Origin of the sequence: Leifsonia sp. ALI-44-B, from assembly GCF_001984125.1 — a bacterium.
In the GTDB taxonomy this organism is placed as follows: domain Bacteria; phylum Actinomycetota; class Actinomycetes; order Actinomycetales; family Microbacteriaceae; genus Okibacterium.
In genome coordinates this window covers 278461-296966 of sequence record NZ_MTQL01000006.1, presented here as the reverse complement: position 1 = coordinate 296966, position 18506 = coordinate 278461, and the positions used below count along the sequence as shown (strand labels likewise).

General features: G+C 67.2%; 16 protein-coding genes, 1 tRNA gene and 1 pseudogene. 10 read left to right on the top strand and 8 right to left on the bottom strand.

Annotated elements, in window-relative coordinates; genetic code table 11:
* Positions 1–60 precede the first annotated feature (60 nt).
* On the top strand, positions 61–771 hold the full coding sequence (fabG, locus tag ALI44B_RS02455) for a 3-oxoacyl-ACP reductase FabG (RefSeq protein WP_077053170.1): 711 nt from the start codon (positions 61–63) through the stop codon (positions 769–771).
* Between the two features lie 227 nt (positions 772–998).
* On the opposite strand, the gene serB is transcribed toward fabG, so the two are convergent.
* Both serB and ALI44B_RS02445 read right to left on the bottom strand, forming a co-directional pair.
* Positions 999–1679: a phosphoserine phosphatase SerB gene (gene serB / locus ALI44B_RS02450; RefSeq protein WP_238592014.1), complete on the bottom strand. Its 681-nt coding sequence runs from the start codon at positions 1677–1679 to the stop codon at positions 999–1001.
* Positions 1676–2920 carry a glucose-1-phosphate adenylyltransferase gene (locus ALI44B_RS02445; protein ID WP_077053169.1) on the bottom strand — a complete coding sequence of 415 codons (1245 nt, stop codon included), beginning with the start codon at positions 2918–2920 and terminating at the stop codon, positions 1676–1678. Before ALI44B_RS02445 ends, serB begins: the two co-directional genes overlap by 4 nt.
* 46 nt (positions 2921–2966) lie before the next feature.
* On the opposite strand from ALI44B_RS02445, the gene glgA reads away from it, so the two are divergent.
* The 3 genes from glgA to ALI44B_RS02430 all read left to right on the top strand — a co-directional run bounded on the left by glgA (position 2967) and on the right by ALI44B_RS02430 (position 5381).
* Complete coding sequence (gene glgA / locus ALI44B_RS02440) at positions 2967–4154, top strand: glycogen synthase (RefSeq protein WP_077053168.1); 1188 nt, start codon at positions 2967–2969, stop codon at positions 4152–4154.
* 65 nt (positions 4155–4219) lie between these two features.
* Positions 4220–5002, top strand: a complete 783-nt coding sequence (locus ALI44B_RS02435; RefSeq protein WP_077053167.1) for an ABC transporter ATP-binding protein — start codon at positions 4220–4222, stop codon at positions 5000–5002.
* Positions 5003–5132: 130 nt separating this feature from the next.
* Complete coding sequence (locus ALI44B_RS02430) at positions 5133–5381, top strand: type B 50S ribosomal protein L31 (RefSeq protein WP_077053166.1); 249 nt, start codon at positions 5133–5135, stop codon at positions 5379–5381.
* Positions 5382–5671: 290 nt separating this feature from the next.
* Here ALI44B_RS02430 and ALI44B_RS02425 read toward each other — a convergent pair whose 3' ends face one another.
* Complete coding sequence (locus ALI44B_RS02425) at positions 5672–6373, bottom strand: 3'-5' exonuclease (protein ID WP_238592010.1); 702 nt, start codon at positions 6371–6373, stop codon at positions 5672–5674.
* Positions 6374–6453: 80 nt separating this feature from the next.
* Positions 6454–8166, bottom strand: coding sequence for a maltose alpha-D-glucosyltransferase (gene treS / locus ALI44B_RS02420; RefSeq protein WP_077053165.1), 1713 nt, complete (start codon positions 8164–8166; stop codon positions 6454–6456).
* Positions 8167–8363: 197 nt separating this feature from the next.
* Here treS and ALI44B_RS02415 point away from each other — a divergent pair, with 197 nt between their 5' ends.
* On the top strand, positions 8364–9257 hold the full coding sequence (locus ALI44B_RS02415) for an alpha/beta fold hydrolase (RefSeq protein ID WP_077053164.1): 894 nt from the start codon (positions 8364–8366) through the stop codon (positions 9255–9257).
* Between the two features lie 131 nt (positions 9258–9388).
* Here ALI44B_RS02415 and ALI44B_RS02410 read toward each other — a convergent pair whose 3' ends face one another.
* Together ALI44B_RS02410 and ALI44B_RS02405 are read right to left on the bottom strand one after the other, a co-directional pair.
* The gene (locus ALI44B_RS02410) at positions 9389–9985 is read right to left on the bottom strand and encodes a histidine phosphatase family protein (protein ID WP_077053163.1); all 597 of its coding nucleotides are present in this window, start codon (positions 9983–9985) and stop codon (positions 9389–9391) included.
* A 2-nt stretch (positions 9986–9987) separates the two neighbouring features.
* Positions 9988–10836 (bottom strand): Sir2 family NAD-dependent protein deacetylase, encoded by an 849-nt coding sequence (locus ALI44B_RS02405; protein ID WP_077053162.1) that lies wholly within the window; start codon positions 10834–10836, stop codon positions 9988–9990.
* A gap of 110 nt (positions 10837–10946) precedes the next feature.
* Between ALI44B_RS02405 and ALI44B_RS02400 the strand changes: the two genes are divergently transcribed.
* Both ALI44B_RS02400 and ALI44B_RS02395 read left to right on the top strand, forming a co-directional pair.
* Positions 10947–11756, top strand: a complete 810-nt coding sequence (locus ALI44B_RS02400; protein ID WP_077053161.1) for a TrmH family RNA methyltransferase — start codon at positions 10947–10949, stop codon at positions 11754–11756.
* The gene (locus tag ALI44B_RS02395; RefSeq protein ID WP_077053160.1) at positions 11753–12952 is read left to right on the top strand and encodes a D-alanyl-D-alanine carboxypeptidase family protein; all 1200 of its coding nucleotides are present in this window, start codon (positions 11753–11755) and stop codon (positions 12950–12952) included. Before ALI44B_RS02400 ends, ALI44B_RS02395 begins: the two co-directional genes overlap by 4 nt.
* Before the next feature lie 236 nt (positions 12953–13188).
* On the opposite strand, the pseudogene ALI44B_RS02390 reads toward ALI44B_RS02395, so the two are convergent.
* Positions 13189–13950, bottom strand: a pseudogene (locus tag ALI44B_RS02390) (SGNH/GDSL hydrolase family protein); the annotation flags it as partial.
* Positions 13951–14139: 189 nt separating this feature from the next.
* Between ALI44B_RS02390 and ALI44B_RS02385 the strand changes: the two are divergent.
* Complete coding sequence (locus ALI44B_RS02385) at positions 14140–15972, top strand: DEAD/DEAH box helicase (RefSeq protein ID WP_077053912.1); 1833 nt, start codon at positions 14140–14142, stop codon at positions 15970–15972.
* A 116-nt stretch (positions 15973–16088) separates the two neighbouring features.
* On the opposite strand, the gene ALI44B_RS02380 is transcribed toward ALI44B_RS02385, so the two are convergent.
* Positions 16089–16172 (bottom strand) — tRNA-Leu (locus ALI44B_RS02380).
* 107 nt (positions 16173–16279) lie between these two features.
* Between ALI44B_RS02380 and ALI44B_RS02375 the strand changes: the two genes are divergently transcribed.
* Complete coding sequence (locus ALI44B_RS02375) at positions 16280–17608, top strand: M20/M25/M40 family metallo-hydrolase (protein WP_077053159.1); 1329 nt, start codon at positions 16280–16282, stop codon at positions 17606–17608.
* Positions 17609–17630: 22 nt separating this feature from the next.
* Positions 17631–18485 (top strand): undecaprenyl-diphosphate phosphatase, encoded by an 855-nt coding sequence (locus tag ALI44B_RS02370; RefSeq protein ID WP_077053158.1) that lies wholly within the window; start codon positions 17631–17633, stop codon positions 18483–18485.
* The last annotated feature ends 21 nt before the right edge of the window (positions 18486–18506 follow it).

The window sequence follows — 18506 nt, the reverse complement described above, 5'->3', positions numbered from 1 at the left end:
ATGCTGGTACGGATTCTCCGCGGATACGCGGACCTGAAGGCAATACGGAGGAATGATCTGATGGCAACGGCACGAACGGTACTCATCTCGGGCGGCAACCGCGGCATCGGCTATGCCATCGCGGAAGAGTTCATCGCCCAGGGGCACCGCGTGGCCGTGACGGCCCGTTCGGGCGAGGGCCCCGCTGGGAGCATGACCGTGCGCGCCGACGTGACCGATCAGGCATCCGTCGACGCCGCCTTCGCCGAGGTCGAAGCCGAACTCGGTGCGGTCGAGGTCGTCGTGGCCAACGCGGGCATCACCAAAGACACGCTTCTCATGCGCATGACGGCCGAGGACTTCGACGCTGTCGTCGACACCAACCTGGGCGGCTCGTTCCGGCTGGTCAAACGCGCCTCGAAGGGCATGCTCAAGGCGAAGTACGGGCGCATCGTGCTGATCTCGAGCGTCGTCGGCCTCTATGGTTCGGCCGGTCAGGTCAACTATGCGGCGTCGAAGAGCGGACTCGTCGGCATGGCGCGGTCCATCACGCGCGAGCTGGGTGGCCGCGGCATCACGGCCAACGTGGTCGCCCCCGGCTTCATCGAGACCGATATGACGGCCGAGCTTCCTGAGGCCACGCAGGCCGACTACAAGAAGAGCATCCCCGCCGGTCGTTTCGCCACGGCCAACGAGGTCGCAAAGGTCGTTGCCTGGATCGCGAGCGACGACGCCGCCTACATCTCCGGCGCGGTCATCCCCGTTGACGGCGGCCTGGGAATGGGCCACTAGACCCGAGGAATTTTTCTGGCCTGGCGAGGGCAGCTGAGCCCCGGAGGTGCGGCTGTCTCGTGCCTCCGCGAACGGGGCGCGGACTATTGTGCGCCCCTGCATGCAGGATCGCCGATTGTTGTGCGCCTCAGCGGGCCGGGTCGCCGAGTGTCGTGCACCTCAGCGGGTCGCCGACTGTCGTGCGCCTTACCAGGCGGCGCCACCGTTCGGCGCCCGCGTGAACAGGACTAGAGAGAACCGCGCGGGATGCCGAGGAGTGGCAGCAGGGCGCGGAGGTCAACCTCGTGCGCCACGACGTCGGCGCGCTCACGCACGACCGGCTTGGCGTTGAACGCGACCCCGATGCCGGCGACTGCCATCATCTCGAGGTCGTTAGCGCCATCACCGGCGGCAAGCGTGCGGTGAAGAGGAATGCTGGAGGCCGACGCCCAGGCGGTGAGCGATTCGGCCTTCGTCGTAGCCGTGATGATGGGGCCGTCGACCTCACCGGTGAGGCGACCGTCGGCCAGCGCCAGGCGGTTGGCCAGACAGAAGTCGAGTCCGAGCCCGTTGGCCGTCGCATCCAGCAGCTCGTGAAACCCGCCCGAGACGACGCCGATCAGGCCGCCCGCCGCGTGAACGGCGCCGACCAACTCTCGGGCACCGGATGTCGGTGTGATCTGTTCGCGGGCCCGGTCGAGCGCCGAGCTGTCGAGTCCCCGCAGGGTCGACACGCGCGCGCGCAGGCTGGCCGCGAAATCGAGCTCGCCGCGCATCGCCTGCGTCGTGATGCGTTCGACCTCGTCGAGCGACCCGGCTTCGGCGGCCAGCAGCTCGATGGCCTCGTTCTGCAGCAGCGTCGAATCGGCATCGAGCACGACGAGGAAGCGGCCGCGCGGGGGAGCGGTCGCGGCATCCGAATGCATCATGGCTCGACGCACACGCCCTTGCCGACCACGGTCAGACCCGAGTCGGTCACGGTGAAACCACGCGCACGGTCACGGTCGTGGTCGACGCCGATCTGGGCGCCGGGCCGCACGAGCACGTTCTTATCGAGGATGGCTCGCTGCACGACGGCGTCCGGACCGATCTGCACCCGGTCGAACACGACCGAGTCGACGACGCGGGCACCCGACTCGAGCTGAGCCCACGGGCCCAAGACGCTGCGCTCGATGTGCGCACCCGAGATGAGCGAACCCAGCGACACGATCGAGTCGATGACGGTGCCGAGGTTGCCCTTGGCGTCGCGCACGAACTTGGCGGGCGGCGAGTTGAGCTGCTGCGAGAAGATGGGCCACTCGCGGTTGTAGAGGTTGAAGATCGGCAGCGTCGAGATGAGGTCTTGGTGGGCCTCGAAGAACGAGTCGATCGTTCCCACGTCGCGCCAGTAGTAGCGGTCGCGATCGGTGGAACCGGGAACGTCGTTGCGACGCAGGTCGTAGACACCGGCATCCCCGCGGTTCACGAAATCGGGGATGATGTCGCCACCCATGTCGTGGTTCGAGTCGGTGCGTTCGCCATCACGTGTGACCGCATCGATCAGGGCGTCGGCGTTGAAGACGTAGTTACCCATCGACGCGAGCACCTCGTGCGGCGCATCGGGCAGGCCGGGGGCGTCGATGGGCTTCTCGAGGAAGCGCTCGACGCGCGTGGGGTCGTTCTGGTCGACGTCGATGACGCCGAACTGGTCGCTCAGCTCGATGGGCTGGCGGATGGCCGCGACCGTCGCCCCGAGACCCGAAGCGATATGCGCCTCGATCATCTGGGTGAAGTCCATGCGGTAGACGTGGTCGGCGCCGACGACGACGACGATGTCGGGCTTCTCATCGCGCAGGAGGTTGAGCGACTGCAGGATGGCGTCGGCCGAACCGGAGAACCACCGCTTGCCGAGCCGCTGCTGCGCGGGCACCGAGGCCACGTAGGAGTTAAGCAGCCCCGACAGACGCCAGGTCTGCGATACGTGACGGTCGAGCGAGTGCGACTTGTACTGCGTGAGCACGACGATCTGCGTGAGACCCGAGTTGATCAGGTTGCTGAGCGCGAAGTCGATCAACCGGTATTGACCGCCGAACGGAACCGCCGGTTTTGCCCGGTCGGCCGTGAGGGGCATAAGACGCTTGCCTTCGCCACCGGCCAAGACGATGCCAAAGATCTTCTTCGATGCAACCATTCCCCCACACTAGAGCCAACCTCAGGGGTGTACTAGCGTTCTCGACATGCGAGTCGATGTGTTGACGAAGGAATATCCCCCCGAGATCTATGGCGGCGCCGGTGTGCACGTGGCGGAGCTGGTCTCTGCGCTCCGCCGGTCCATCGATGTGGAAGTCCGTTGCTTCGGCGCGCCGCGGTCCGAGGAACACACGACCGCGTATGCCCTGCCCGAGGGCCTCACGGGTGCGAACGGCGCCATCGGAACGCTCGGCACCGACCTCGAGATGGTGGCGGATGCCGCGGGCGCCGACGTCGTGCACTCGCACACCTGGTACGCAAACGCCGCTGGTCACATTGCAAAACTGCTGCACGGCATCCCGCACGTCGTGACCGCGCACTCGCTCGAACCCCTGCGTCCGTGGAAGGCCGAGCAACTCGGCGGCGGCTATCGCGTCTCGAGCTGGATCGAGAAGACCGCGTTCGAGGCGGCCGATCGCGTCGTGGCCGTGTCGAACGGTATGCGCGCCGACATCCTCCGCAGCTATCCCTCGATCGACCCCGAGAAGGTCGTCACGATCTACAACGGAATCGACATCGATGCCTGGGCGCCCGTGCACGACGACGAGTTGGTGCGATCTTTAGGGGTTGACCCTCAGAAACAGTCCGTGGTATTCGTGGGCCGCATCACGCGCCAGAAGGGTCTGCCGTACCTGCTCAAGGCGCTGCGATTCTTGCCCGCCGACGTGCAGGTCGTTCTGTGCGCCGGAGCCCCCGACACCCCCGAGATCCTCGCCGAGGTGCAGGAGGGTGTGCGTCAGCTGCAGCAGGAACGCGAGGGCGTCATCTGGATCGACCGGATGCTTGCCCGACGTGAGCTCTCCAGCATCCTCACCGCGGCCACCACGTTCGTGTGCCCGTCGGTCTACGAGCCCCTCGGAATCGTCAACCTCGAGGCCATGGCGTGCGGCGCGGCCGTCGTCGGAACGGGAACGGGCGGCATCCCCGAGGTCGTCGTCGACGGTGTGACGGGCCGCATCGTGCCCATCGACCAGGCGACGGATGGCACGGGCACCCCCACCGACCCCGAGAAGTTCGTGCGCGACCTCGCGGATGCCCTGATCGAGGTCGTGAGCGATCCGGAACGGGCCCGCGAGATGGGGCGCGCCGGCCGCGAGCGTGCCGAAACCGAGTTCAGCTGGCAACGGATAGCCGATCAGACCGAGGCGCTGTACCGCTCCATCGCCGCGGACTGAAATTCGGTGCGTCCGGAGAGCGCAAACGGCACTCCGGGCGCACCACCGGCCGATAGGCTTGACCCATGGCGAGCGTTGTTCAATTCACCGATGTATCCGTAAACCGTGGCGGAAGCCCCATCCTCGACTCCATCACCTGGTCGGTCGAGGAGAACGAGCGTTGGGTGATCCTCGGCCCGAACGGCGCCGGCAAGACCACCCTGCTGCAGCTGGCCTCGAGCTTCATCCATCCGACCCGCGGTCAGGTCGATCTGCTCGGCGCACGCCTCGGCGGCATCGACGTCTTCGAGCTGCGCCCGCGCATCGGTTTCGCATCGACCGCCATGGCCCGCCGCGTGCCGCACGACGAGACGGTGCTCAACGTCGTCATGACGGCCGCCTACTCGGTGACCGGCCGGTGGACAGAAGACTACGAGCAGATCGATGAGCGCCGCGCCCACCGCGTGCTGTCCGAGTGGCGGCTCGAGGGTCTGGCCGACCGCACCTTCGGCACGTTGAGCGACGGCGAGCAGAAGCGTGTCCTCATCGCGCGAGCCGTCATGACCGACCCCGAGCTGCTACTGCTCGACGAGCCGGCCGCCAGCCTCGACCTCGGCTCTCGTGAAGAGCTCGTCGCGCTGCTCGGTGGCTATGCCCGCTCCGAAGAGGCCCCCGCCATCGTCATGGTCACGCACCACGTCGAGGAGATCCCCATCGGTTTCACGCACGCTCTGCTGCTCGGAAACGGCGGCATCGTGGCCCAGGGCCCGCTCGCCGAGACGCTCACCTCCGAGAACCTCACGAACGCGTTCGGGCTGCCGATCGTGCTCGAGGAGCACAACGGCCGCTTCAACGCCCGCGCCGAGTAGCGTTCGCCGCGCGCGACACGCCTCGCCGCAACGCTCACGCAGACGGCCAACCATCTGATAAAGTAAGTAGCTGGCGTCTGCGCCAGATTCTTTTAGTGCCACCACACAGACAACGATCGCAAGGAACCTCATGAAGACTGACACCCACCCCACGTACGCACCGGTCGTTTTCCGCGACCTCGCTTCGGGTGCGACCTTCCTCACCCGTTCCACCGTCTCGTCGAACAAGACCATCGAGCTCGACGGCGTCGAGTACCCCGTCATCGACGTCGAGATCTCGTCCGAGTCGCACCCGTTCTACACGGGCAAGCAGCGCATCATGGACTCGGCCGGCCGCGTCGAGAAGTTCAACCAGCGCTTCAAGGGCTTCGGCAAATAAGCTCCTCCCTCTGATTCGGGCTCCGCGAGAGCGGGTCGCCCAATCCAGAGTCGCTCCAAAGGGCCGTGCAACCGTCAGGTTGCGCGGCCCTTTGTCGTACCCGCGGGTGGTCGAGGGGTGAGGTGCCAAGCCGGGTGCGGCGTACGACGAAGGGCTGAACAAGTCGGAAATCGTTCAGCCCTTTTCGGCACCCGCCCACGACAGGCAAGGTGACGCGTTAGCCATCGTGGCGCTAGCCCGTGACGCGCCGGCCGTGAAGGCGTCAGGGAATCGGCGCCAGGGAATCGGCGTTAGCGAATCGGCCAGGCGCCGCTCGTGGTGAAGGCGGGGTCGCGCGTGCGGCGCATGTAGTCCTGGAAGCTCGCGGCCTGGTCTTCGCACCAGCCGACCTGCAACTTGTGCAGCTCGATGGCCTCGAAGAGCAGCTTCTCGCCGTGGGCGCGGGCGAGCGCCTGGGCCACGCGGCCCGCGGCGATGGCGTCGGCGCCGGCGTCGTGCGCATCGGTCAGCTCGACCCCGTAGTGGGCGGCCGCCGCCTCGAGCGTGCGCTTGCCCTTGCGATAGCGATCGACAGCCTTGTCGATCACGAGCGGGTCGATGACGGGGGCCGGCTCTTTCAGCGGCTCGAGCCCGTAGCGCTCGGCCTCGTGGTGCAGCAGGCTCAAGTCGTAGGGCGCGTTGTAGATGACGATGGGGATGCCGGCGGCGATGAGTGCCTTCAGCTCGGCGAGGATCTCGGCCACCACGACGGCCGCGTCACGACCCTCGGCCCGCGCCCGCTCGGTGCTGATGCCGTGGACGGCAGACGCCTGGGCGGGGATCTCGATGCCCGGATCGGCCAGCCAATCGGTGCGGCGCACGACCTCGCCGTTGGCGTCGATCAGGCCGACGTGTGCGCTGACGATGCGCGACGTGCGCACATCGATGCCCGTGGTCTCGAGGTCGAAGACGCCGAGTCGGTGGGCCCAGGGATGTATCTCTTCTGCATTCACGTTTTCACCTTACGTTCGACCACCGACAGCGGTGAGGAGCCCTCGCCGCAGACATCCGAGAGGGCGGGGCTGCGGGACCGCTAGACGTAGGTCGTGTAGCCGACGTGCAGCCAGTAGAAGCTCTGCGTGCCGATGGTCAGCGTGAGCTGGCCGTTCTCGTCGACGCTCGGGAACTCGTTGCCGCCGAAGAGGTCGTAGAGGCGCGCATTCTGCAGATCGCCCGCATCGATCTTCACCGAAACGGGGTGGTGCGAGAAGCTGAACACGCACAGCACGTCTTCGGGCTGGTCGCCGAAGTGTGTGCCAGAACCCTCATAGGTGCGGATGAACGCGAGCACCGACTCGTGGTCGGTCTTCAGCACCTTGATCTTGCCGAGCGCGAAGGCTGGGTGACCCTTGCGGATGTGGATGACGTTGCGGATCCAGTGCAGCAGGGACCGCGACTGCGCCAGCTGGGACTCGACGTTGACGAGCGCGTAGTTGTAGACGAGCGACTGCACGACGGGCAGGAAGAGCTTGCCCGGGTCGGCGGCCGAGAACCCGGCGTTGCGGTCGGGTGTCCACTGCATGGGCGTGCGCGAGGAGTCGCGGTCGGGCAGCCAGATGTTGTCGCCCATGCCGATCTCGTCGCCGTAGTAGAGGAACGGCGCGCCGGGGAGCGAGAACAGGAGCGCGTGCGCGAGTTCGAGTTCGGCGCGCGAGTTGTCGACCAGGGGAGCGAGGCGCCGACGAATGCCGACGTTGGCTCGCATGCGCGGGTCGTAGGCGTACCAGCCATACATGGCCTGTCGGTAGTCCTCTGACACCATCTCGAGCGTCAACTCGTCGTGGTTGCGCAGGAACACGCCCCAGCCCGCCCACGACGGCACATCGGTGGTCTCGCCCAGCACACGCACGAGCTCTTCGGCCTGCTGCGACCGCAGCGAGTAGAAGATGCGCGGCATGACGGGGAAGTCGAAGGCCATGTGGCATTCGGGCTCTTCGTCGGTGCCGAAGAAGGCGGCCACCTCGCGCGGCCACTGGTTGGCCTCGGCGATCATGATGCGCCCCGGGTATTCGAGGTCGACCATGGCGCGCAGCTTTTTGATGAACTCGTGCGTCTCTGGCTCACCCTCGCCGTTGCCCTCGTCGGACTCGTAGAGGTAGGGGATGGCGTCGAGCCGGAACCCGTCGACGCCCAGGTCGAGCCAGAACCGCACGGCGTCGAACATGGCGTCGTGCACGGCGGGGTTGCGGAAGTTCAGGTCGGGCTGGTGCGAGAAGAAACGGTGGAAGTAGAACTGTCGACGCTCGGGGTCGAAGGCCCAGTTCGAGTCCTCGGTGTCGGTGAAGATGATGCGGATGTCTTCCCACTTCTCATCCGTATCGCTCCACACGTAGAAGTCGCCGTAGGGCCCGTCGGGGTCTGACCGCGACTGCTGGAACCAATCGTGCTGGTCGGACGTGTGGTTCATGGGCATATCGATGATGATGCGCATGTTGCGCTCGTGCGCCTTCGTGACCAGGTCGCGGAACTCGTCGAGCGTGCCGAACTCGGGCAGGATCGAGTAGTAGTCGGCCACGTCGTAACCGCCGTCGCGCAGGGGAGACGTGAAGAACGGCGGCAGCCACAGCGCGTCGATGCCGAGCCACTGCAGGTAGTCGAGCTTCGACGACAGGCCGCCGAGGTCACCCGAGCCGTCGCCGTTCGAGTCGACGAACGACCGCACCATGACCTCGTAGAAGACGGCGCGGCGATACCAGAGCGGGTCTCGTTGCAGGCCGGGCAGCTGAATGGGCGCGGTGAAGGTCACGAGGATCCAATCGGAGAGAAGCTGGATGCGTTGGCGGGGCGGGTCACCCCGGTGGTTCGGGTCTGTCCGAGTCTATGTCCAGAGGCGCGGTCGTCGCGGGCAGTGGGGGCGCGTTTCGGGCCCGGTTTCGGCCGGTGGGGCGCGCCGCCCGAGCGTGGGCCGACGCATCCTCGTAAAGGCGTCGTAAACTGGCGCGGATGTCTGCCACCTCGCCCTATGCCGAACAGCTCGGCCGTTTCACCGTCGTCTCGTCCGAGATCACGGTGAACGGCGCCCCGACACGGTATTGGGAGTACGTCGACGAGTGGGATGGCGAGAGCGGCACGATCATCCTCGTGCACGGTTTTCGCGGCGATCACCACGGGCTCGAACCCGTCGTCGCCCAGCTCGCAGGCTACCGAATCATCAGCCCCGATCTTCCCGGCTTCGGCGAGTCGGGCCCGTTCCCGGTCGGCGAGCACACCATCGAGGCCTATGCGTCGTGGCTGCAATCGTTCGTGGCGCGGCTCGAGTTCGCCGAGCGTCCCGTGATCCTGGGGCACTCGTTCGGCTCGATCGTCGTCAGCGCGGCGATGGCGTCTGGCATGTCGGCGTCGCGCGTCATCCTCGTCAACCCGATCGCCGCGCCAGCGCTCCAAGGGCCTCGTGGCGTACTCACACGTCTGGCCGTCTTCTATTACTGGGCCGCGTCGGCTTTGCCGGCGAAGGCCGGCTTCGCGCTGCTGCGCAATCCGCTGATCGTGCGGATCATGAGCCTGGCCATGGTCAAGACGAAGAACCCCACCCTGCGCGCGTTCGTGCACAACCAGCACGACCTCTACTTCAGCGTGTTCTCCGATCGGGACACGCTCATGCAGGCGTTCCAGGCGTCGGTCAGCCACGATGTCAGCGAGTATGCGGCGCGCATCGGCGAGCCCACCCTGCTGATCGCGGCCGAGAAGGATGACATCACGTCGGTCAGCGCTCAGCGCGAGCTCGTGCAGCTGTTCCCCGATGCCCGGCTCGAGATCATCCCGAAGGTGGGCCACCTCATCCACTACGAGACGCCGCGCGAGGCCGCGGAGTTCATCCGGGACTTCCTCGGGCGCTGAGGCAGTCTGCCCCAAGCAATTCGAGCCCCTCGAGCAGAACCGCTGGTGCGGACCGAGCAGGCCCGACGTTGCCGGATATGCCCGCGCGGGCAAGACCAGCAGCGCTACCCAGGCGTCGCGAGCGTCACTTCTCAGGCGTCTTGCGGGACCAGGTCTTCGTCGACCGCCGTGCCGTTGAACGCGACGATCTCGAGCGCCCCGTCGACCAGGCTGAAGTCGTGGAACGACCCGTTGGCGATCAACTGACCGGCCGCCGGCAGCTCGCCGCCCGACAGGTGCTTCACGAGCGACCCGATGACGCCGCCGTGCGTGACGACAAGCACCGATTCACCCTCATGGCGTGCGGCGAACGCGCTCAGGTCGGGCAGCACCCGGTCGATGATCATGGCATCCGTCTCGAGGCCCGGCACCTCGGCGCCCGCAGCGAAGGCCTCGCGCCGCTCTTCGCTCGTCATGCCCTCCATGGCTCCGTGGTGGCGCTCGACGAGGCCGGGCAACGGGTGCGGGTCGAGCAGGCCGAGGCGCGCCGAGATGATCGAGGCGGTCTCGTAGGCGCGCGACAGGGGACTGGCGGCGATGGCATCCCAGCGGCGCTCGGCCAGCAGGTCACCCGCCTGGCGGGCCTGACGGCGACCCGTGTCGTTGAGGGGGATGTCGGTCTGCCCCTGGATGCGGCGTTGCAGGTTCCAGTCGGTCTGTCCGTGGCGAACGAGGGTCAGTGAAGTCACCGCTACAGCCTAGCGGCGAGCACCTGAAGGGTTTCGGTGGCGCCTGCATCGACCTTGACGGCGGCGCGCTGGTCGCCCTTCGTGACGCCGCGGTTGATGATGACGATGGGCAGTTTGCGGCGACGAGCCTGCTCGAGCAGTCGGATGCCCGAGTTGACGACGAGCGACGAGCCCGCGATGACGAGCGCGTCCGAGCCGAGAACCAGGTCGCGCGCCTCGGCGTATTTCTCGGTGGGGATGAATTCGCCGAAGAAGACGACATCGGGTTTCAAGCGGCCGCCGCACACGGTGCAGGCCGGCACGACGAAGTCTTCGACGTGGGTGACCTCGGCGTCGCCATCGGGGTTGAGCGACACGGACTCGGGTTTCTGCAGCCACGGGTTGAGCTCGTCGATGCGGTGCGCGATATCGGGCCGGGCGAAGCTCTGGCCGCAGTCGAGGCACACGACGCGGTCCATCGAGCCGTGCAGGTCGACGACGCGGCGCGATCCCGCGCGCAGGTGTAGGCCGTCGACGTTCTGGGTGATGACACCGGAGACCAGTCCGCGCGCCTCGAGTTCGGCGAGCGTGCGGTGGCCGTCGTTCGGGCGGGCGGCGTCGAACATGGCCCAGCCGAGGTGGCTGCCCGCCCAATAGCGCTTGCGGGACAGGTCATCCGACAGGAATTGCTGCACCGTCATGGGCGTGCGTTTCGGGGCACCCGCGCCGCGGTAGTCGGGAATGCCCGAGTCGGTGCTCACGCCGGCCCCGGTCAGCACGGCGAAACGTCGGCCGCGCAGGATCTCGGTGGCCTCGTCGATGCGTTCGGCCGTCGACCGGTCGCCATCGCCCGCCTGGGTCAGCACGGTCATGAAGCCTCCTCACGCTCGCCCCTGACATGATGGAGTCAGCGACGGGGTTTCGTCCTCCACAATACCGCCGGATCCGCCCGGCCCCTCACCCGACAAGTAAGGTAGCGCGCGTGCGTTTGATCCCCATCGAGAGCCTCGACACCGAGGGTCTCGCCGACTACTCCCGCCTCACCGATGTGGCGCTCCGCCGAGTGTCAGAACCGGAAGGCGGGCTCTACATCGCCGAGTCGACCAAGGTCATCACGCGCGCCCTCGCCGCCGGCCACCGCCCCCGCTCGGTGCTGTTGCAAGAGCAGTGGGTGAAAGATGTCGCGCCGCTGCTCGACGCCTTCCCCGACGTGCCCGTCTACGTGGGGGATGCCGCGACCCTCGAATCCCTCACCGGCTATCACCTGCACCGCGGTGCCCTGGCCGCCATGCACCGCCCCGAGATGCCGGACATGCGCTCCCTCATCCGCGGCGCGCGTCGCATCGTGCTGCTCGAGGACATCGTCGACCACACCAACGTGGGCGCCATCTTCCGTTCGGTCGCGGGCCTCGGCGCCGATGCCGTGCTCGTCAGCCCGCGCTGCGCCGACCCGCTCTATCGACGCAGCGTGCGCGTGAGCATGGGCACCGTCTTACAGGTGCCGTGGACGCGCATGCCCGAATGGTCGGAGGCGCAGGCGATTTTGCACGAGGAGGGTTTCCACATCGCGGCCCTCGCGCTCGACGACAAGGCCGTCACGCTGGATGCCTTCAGCCACACGCCGCCCGAGCGCGTCGCACTCGCGCTCGGTGCCGAGGGTGACGGGCTCAGCCGCGCCGCGCTCGAGGCCGCCGACACCACCGTCATGATCCCCATGCTGCACGGCGTCGACTCGCTCAACGTGGCCTCGGCCAGCGCCGTCGCCCTGTGGTCGCTGCGGGTCGACGCATGAACGCCCGGGGTCGCGTCACCATCCTGGCCATCGTGCTGCTGATCGCCCAGGTGTTCCTCGCCGGGGGGAGCGTGCTCGCGAAGCCCTTGCCCGCGACATCCGCCCAGCTCACCGCGACACCCGAGCTCACGCAGGCCGCCCAGCCGCTCACCTGGCCGACGTTCGGGCGCGGGGCCGTCGGCGCTGTCGGATATGACGGCGTGCTGGCCGAGCACGGGGACCAGGGGCGCGTGCCGATCGCGAGCGTCACCAAGACCGTGACCGCGCTGGTCGTGCTCGACAAGATGCCCATTGCCGACGGCGAACAGGGGCCCTCGATCACGCTGACCGACGCCGACGTCGAGATCTACAACCAGGTCATCGCCCAGAACGGGTCGAGCGCCCGCGTCGTCGTGGGGGCCACGCTCACCCAACGTCAGATGCTCGAGGCGCTCATGCTGCCGAGCGCCAACAACTACAGCATCATGCTGGCCGACTGGGCCTACGGCTCGCTCGACGCGTTCCTCGTGGCCGCGAACAACTGGCTCACGGCGAAGGGGCTCACCGACACTTACCTGGCGGATTCGAGCGGCCTGTCGCCGAAGAGCGTGTCGTCGCCCGCGAACCTCGTCGAGATCGGCAAGCTCGTGCTCGCCAACCCGGTGCTGGCCTCGGTCGTGAAAGAGAAGGATGCCGTGCTGCCGAGCATCGGCCAGGTGTCGAACACGAACAAGCTGCTCGGGTTGAACGGCGTCATCGGGTTGAAGACCGGCACGACGCCCGAGGCCGGGGCGTGCCTGCTCTTCGCCGCCGAAATGCCTGTGGGGGACAGCACCGTCACGGCCGTGGGCGTGATCCTCGGCGCTCCGAACCACAAGGTGCTGAACGACTCGATCCTCACGCTGCTCGGCACCGTGAACTCGGCGTTCCACTCCGTGACGCTGGCAACGCCGGGGCAGGAGTACGGGACCTATGCGACGCCGTGGGGTGACGAGACATCCCTCGTGTCGGATGCTCAGGCCACCGCGATCGTGTGGCAGGACACGCCCATCACCATCACCACCACGGCGCGTCGCCTGACGTCTGCCGAGGCGGGCGAGAACGTGGGCACGCTGACCATCACGGTGGGGGAACAGAAGACCGACTACCCGCTCACCACGAAAACGGCGCTCGACGAGCCCGACACCGCCTGGCGGTTGGCGCACCCGCAGCCCTGAGTCACGAGTACCGAGCGCACCGGGGAGTGAACCGGCGCGAGCGCTCAGTCGAGGCGCGTGACCTCTTCGACGGGCACGTCGGCGGCCTTCTCGATGGTCTGCTGCGCGTCGACGAGGGCGCCGTCGTTGCCATCGAGGGCATTCGTCGAACGCTCGGAATCGGCGGCCTCCGCGCGTGTAGCGGCCTGTATCTCTTCGTCGATCTCCATCTCGGCGTCGAGTCGGCTGTACTTCTCGGCGAGGGGACGCTTGGCCGAAACGTAGTCGCCCGAGGACTGGTGGCGGATGCGGCGGATCACCCACGGCACGAAGTACTCGCGCGCCCAGGCCAGGTCTTCGGCGCGCGCGTGCCGCCAGCTCGCGGCGGGCAGCGGCTCGGGCTTCAGCGGCTCGAGGTCGTTGTCGACCGCCAGGGCCTCGAGCACGAGGCGCGCAACCGTGTGATGGCCGAGCGGGTTCATGTGCAGCCGGTCGACCGACCAGAAGCGGGAGTCTTGCAGGTCGGTGGCCGCCCACTGGTCGACCACGACGAGGTCGTAGCGTTTGGCGATGGCGCGCAGGTTCTCGTTGTAGATGGCGACCTTGCCGCGGATGCCGCGGAACACGGGAGCGAAGCCCACGTCGACACCGGTGAAGATCACGATGGTGGCCCCGTCGCGCTGCAGGCGTTGGATGACGGTCTCGAACTTGGCCGAGATCGCGTCGGGATCGCTGCCCGGGCGGATGACGTCGTTGCCGCCGGCCGAGATCGTGATGAGGTCAGGTCGCAATTCGAGGGCGGGCTCGATCTGATCGTCCATGATCTGCTGGATGAGCTTGCCGCGCACGGCGAGGTTGGCATAAGCGAAGTCGTCGGTGCCGCGGCTCAGCACCTCGGCAACTCGGTCGGCCCATCCGCGGTTGCCGCCCGGAACCGAGGGCTCGGGGTCGCCCAGCCCCTCGGTGAACGAATCGCCGATCGCCACGTAACGCGACCACGGATGCTTCTGAACCGCCAAAATCTTCCTCCTCAGACCGTCCCACCACCGGCGTGCCGGGAGACAGACGGTCTTCTGTGTCCGAGGGGTGTGAAACGAAACCCCTCTGCGAGCGTACTCTTCCCCCACAACGGGCCGTCAAGTGTCGGGTCCAGCCCGAATGTCGGTGGGGCTCGGGTAGGATTTCGTCTAGTGAGCGCAGAGTTGTCGATGAGTGGATCAGAGGGGCCGGGCCTCGGCACCTCGGCTGCCGAACATCTCTCGCCCGCGTTCCCCGAGCGGGCCGCCTGGGGCACGGCCTCCAAGTTGCGAGCCTGGCAGGCCGAAGCGCTCGAGGCCTATTTCGTGTCCGAGCCGCGCGACTTCCTCGCCGCCGCCACCCCCGGCGCCGGAAAGACGACGTTCGCGCTGCGCCTCGCCGCTGAGCTGCTGGCGCGCCGGGCCATCGACCGCATCACGGTCGTCGCCCCGACCGAGCACCTGAAACGGCAGTGGGCCGACGCCGCGCACCGTGCGGGCATCCGCCTCGACCCCATGTTCTCCAACGCCGCGGGCACCTACGGGCGGCACTACCACGGTGTCGCCGTCACCTACGCGCAGGTCGCCGTGCGCGCGGCGCTGCACCGCACCATCACCGAGTCCCGGCGCACGCTCGTCATCCTCGATGAGGTGCACCACGGTGGCGACGCGCTCAGCTGGGGCGATGCCATCCGAGAAGCTTTCGAGCCCGCCACGCGGCGCCTGCTGCTCACGGGAACGCCGTTCCGCAGCGACACCGCGCCCATTCCCTTCGTCACCTATGCGCCCGACGAGAAGGGCATCCGCACGTCGCAGACCGACTACAACTACGGTTACGGTCGCGCGCTCAAGGACGGCGTCGTGCGCCCCGTGCTCTTCATGGTCTATGCCGGCCACATGCGCTGGCGCACTAAGGCGGGCGACGAGATGGAGGCCCGTCTCGGCGAGGGCAACACCAAAGACATCACGGGGCAGGCCTGGCGCACGGCTCTAAACCCCGAGGGCGAGTGGATTCCCGCTGTGCTGCGCTCGGCCGATCGGCGCCTGAGCGAGGTGCGTCAGCAGATCCCGGATGCCGGTGGCCTCGTCATCGCCACCGACCACGTCGCGGCACGCGCCTACGCCGCCATTCTGAAAGAGATCACGGGGGAGTACCCCACTGTCGTGCTGTCCGACGAGAAAGAAGCGTCCGACCGCATCGACGAGTTCTCGAGCGGAACCTCGCGGTGGATGGTGGCCGTGCGCATGGTGTCCGAGGGCGTCGACGTTCCGCGGTTGTCGGTAGGCGTCTATGCGACCTCGTCCTCGACGCCGCTGTTCTTCGCGCAGGCCATCGGGCGCTTCGTGCGGGCGCGGCGACGCGGTGAGACGGCATCCATCTTCTTGCCCAATGTGCCCAACCTGATGGCTCTGGCCAACACCATGGAACTCGAGCGCGACCACGCCCTCGACCGCCCCACCAAGGAGGGCGAGGAGGGCGACCTCTACAACCCCGAGGACGCCATGGTGGCGGCCGCGAACCGCGAGGAGAAGGCGTCCGATTCGCTGACGAGCGAGTTCAGCTATGAGGCCCTGTCGTCCGAGGCCACGTTCGACCGCGTCGTCTACGAGGGCGCCGAGTTCGGCACGCTGGCTCAGCCCGATACCGACGAGGAGCTCGACTTCATCGGCCTGCCGGGGCTCCTCGAGCCCGAGCAGGTGCACGAGTTGCTGCAGCAGCGGCAGGCGCGTCAGGCGAAGCGTCAGTCGACCCGTCGCAAGACGGGCGTCTCGGATGCTGCGGGCGGCGACTCGGCGGCCGGTGGCGGCTCCGACATCCCCCCGCCGCTCTATCGCACCCTGAAGGAGCAGCGCAGCCTGCTGAACAGCCTCGTGGGCCTCTGGGCCAAGAACACGGGCGAACCCCACGGTCTCGTTCACGCCGAGCTGCGCCGCGCGTGCGGCGGCCCCGCGGTGCCCCAGGCGAGCGTCACGCAGCTGCAGGCGCGCATCGACTACCTGCGCAAACGCCTCAACCACCACTGAGCAATGATCGTGTCGCCCAACGGGTGAACCATGAAGACAGTAATCGTGTCGCCCAACGGGCGAACCGTAGGCACAGAAAAAGCGGCTGGAATAAATTCCAGCCGCTTTTTCGATCGTGCGCGAAGGGGGACTTGAACCCCCACGCCCTTTCGGGCACTAGCACCTCAAGCTAGCGCGTCTGCCATTTCCGCCACCCGCGCATTTCGATCGGCTCCGATATGTTTCCGGCGCCGAGATAAGACGATAGCACGGATTTGGAGTGCGTTTACACGCTGGACACCTTCTCCAGCCGCGATAGCGTTGAGTCATGACGGATGCGGCAAACGAAACCCCTGAGAGCGACGCAAATCTCGACCGCACGGCGGTTATTGCACGAGATTTGATCCGATTCGACACCACGAACTATGGCGGGGGAAAGTCCAACGGCGAGACCGTTGCGGCCGAATACCTCGAAGACTTGCTCACCAAAGCGGGCCTGAAGCCCGAGATGCACGATGCGGCTCCGGGCCGCACGAGCGTCATCGCACGTGTGAAGGGGCGCGACAGCTCCAAGGGCGCCCTGGTGGTGCACGGCCACACCGACGTCGTGCCGGCCGATCCGGCGAACTGGACCGTCGACCCGTTCTCGGGTGACATCAAGGACGGCCTGCTGTGGGGCCGCGGCGCCGTCGATATGAAGAACATGGATGCCATGATCATGGCGTCGCTCGAAGACATCCTCAGTTCGGGCCGCCAGCCCGAGCGCGACCTGGTCGTGGCCTTCTTCTCCGACGAGGAGAACGGCGGCGTCTTCGGCTCGCACTACATGGTCGAGAACCACGCGCACCTGTTCGAGGGCGCCACCGAGGCCATCAGCGAGGTGGGCGGCTATTCGATCACCATGGACGGCAAACGCGCCTACCTGCTGCAGACGGGCGAGAAGGCCCTCATTTGGATCAAGCTCATCGCCCGAGGTCGCGCGGCGCACGGTTCGCGCCTGGTGCCCGACAACGCCATCACGGCGCTGGCCGAGGCGATCGCTAGAATCGGTCGCCGCGAGTGGCCCATCAAGCTCAACCAGACCACGTCACAGCTGCTGGGTGAGGTGGCGCGCATCCTGGGCGTCGACCCGCAGCGCGTCGGCCCCGACGAGCTGGCTCTGGCGACGGGCACGGCCTCGGGCTTCGTGCAGGCGTCGCTCCGCACGACCAGCAACCCGACACTCCTGAACGCCGGGTACAAGCACAACGTGATCCCCGACACGGCCGAGGCGCTCGTCGACATCCGCTGCCTGCCGGGGGACGAGGAGCAGGTGCTGGCCGAGATCCGCGAGCTCATCGGCCCCGACATCGAGATCTCCACCATGCACCGCGACATCGGCCTCGAGAACGAGTTCTCCGGGCCCTTGATCGAGGCCGTGACGTCGTCGCTGGCGAAACACGACCCGGGCGCACCCGTCTTGCCCTACATGCTCTCGGGCGGCACCGACAACAAGGCGCTCAGCCTGCTCGGCATCACGGGATACGGCTTCGCGCCGCTCAAGCTTCCCGCCGACATGGACTTCCCCGGCATGTTCCACGGCGTTGACGAGCGCGTGCCGCTCGACGCGCTAGTGTTTGGCAGGCAGGTTTTGACCGACCTGCTCCTGACCTACTGAGCCACCCTGGAGCTTGCCGAACGTGGATTTCCTGAACGCCATCATCCTGGGCTTCGTCCAGGGTTTGACCGAATTCCTGCCCATCTCGTCGAGCGCGCACCTCAGCATCGTGGGCGAGTTCCTGCTCGACGGTCGCGACCCGGGTGCGCGGTTCACCGCCATCACGCAGATCGGCACCGAGCTGGCGGTCGTGATCTTCTTCTGGCGTGACATCACCCGCATCATCGGCGCGTGGTTCAGGGCCCTGTTCGGCAAGATCCCGCGGTCCGACCCCGACGCGCGCATGGGATGGCTGATCATCATCGGCTCGATCCCCATCGTCGTCATCGGCCTGTTCTTCCAGGACGCCATCGAGACGAGCCTGCGCTCGCTCTGGATCACGGCGACCATGCTCATCGTCTTCGGCGTGCTGCTCGGCATCGCCGACTACGTGGGCGCCAAGAAGCGCAAGCTCAAGGACCTCACCTACGGCCACGGCGTCGTCTACGGGTTCGCCCAGGCCCTCGCCGTCATCCCCGGTGTCTCCCGCTCGGGCGGCACCATCACGGCCGGGCTGTTCATGGGCTACGAGCGCGCCGCGGCGGCCCGCTACGCCTTCCTGCTCGCCATCCCCGCCGTTCTCGGCTCGGGCTTCTACCAGGTCTACAAGAGCATCGCCAAGCCATGCCTCGAGGGTGCCACCAATTGCACCCCCGATGTCTTCGGCCCGCTCGAGACGCTCGTGGCCACCGTGATCGCGTTCGGCGTCGGCCTCGTCGTCATCGCGTTCTTCATGAGCTACATCTCGAAGCGCAGCTTCCTGCCGTTCGTGATCTACCGCATCGCCCTCGGCGCCGCGCTCATGATCCTGCTCGGCACGGGCGTCATCACGGCCTAGTCGTTCGTGCACGTCGGCCGG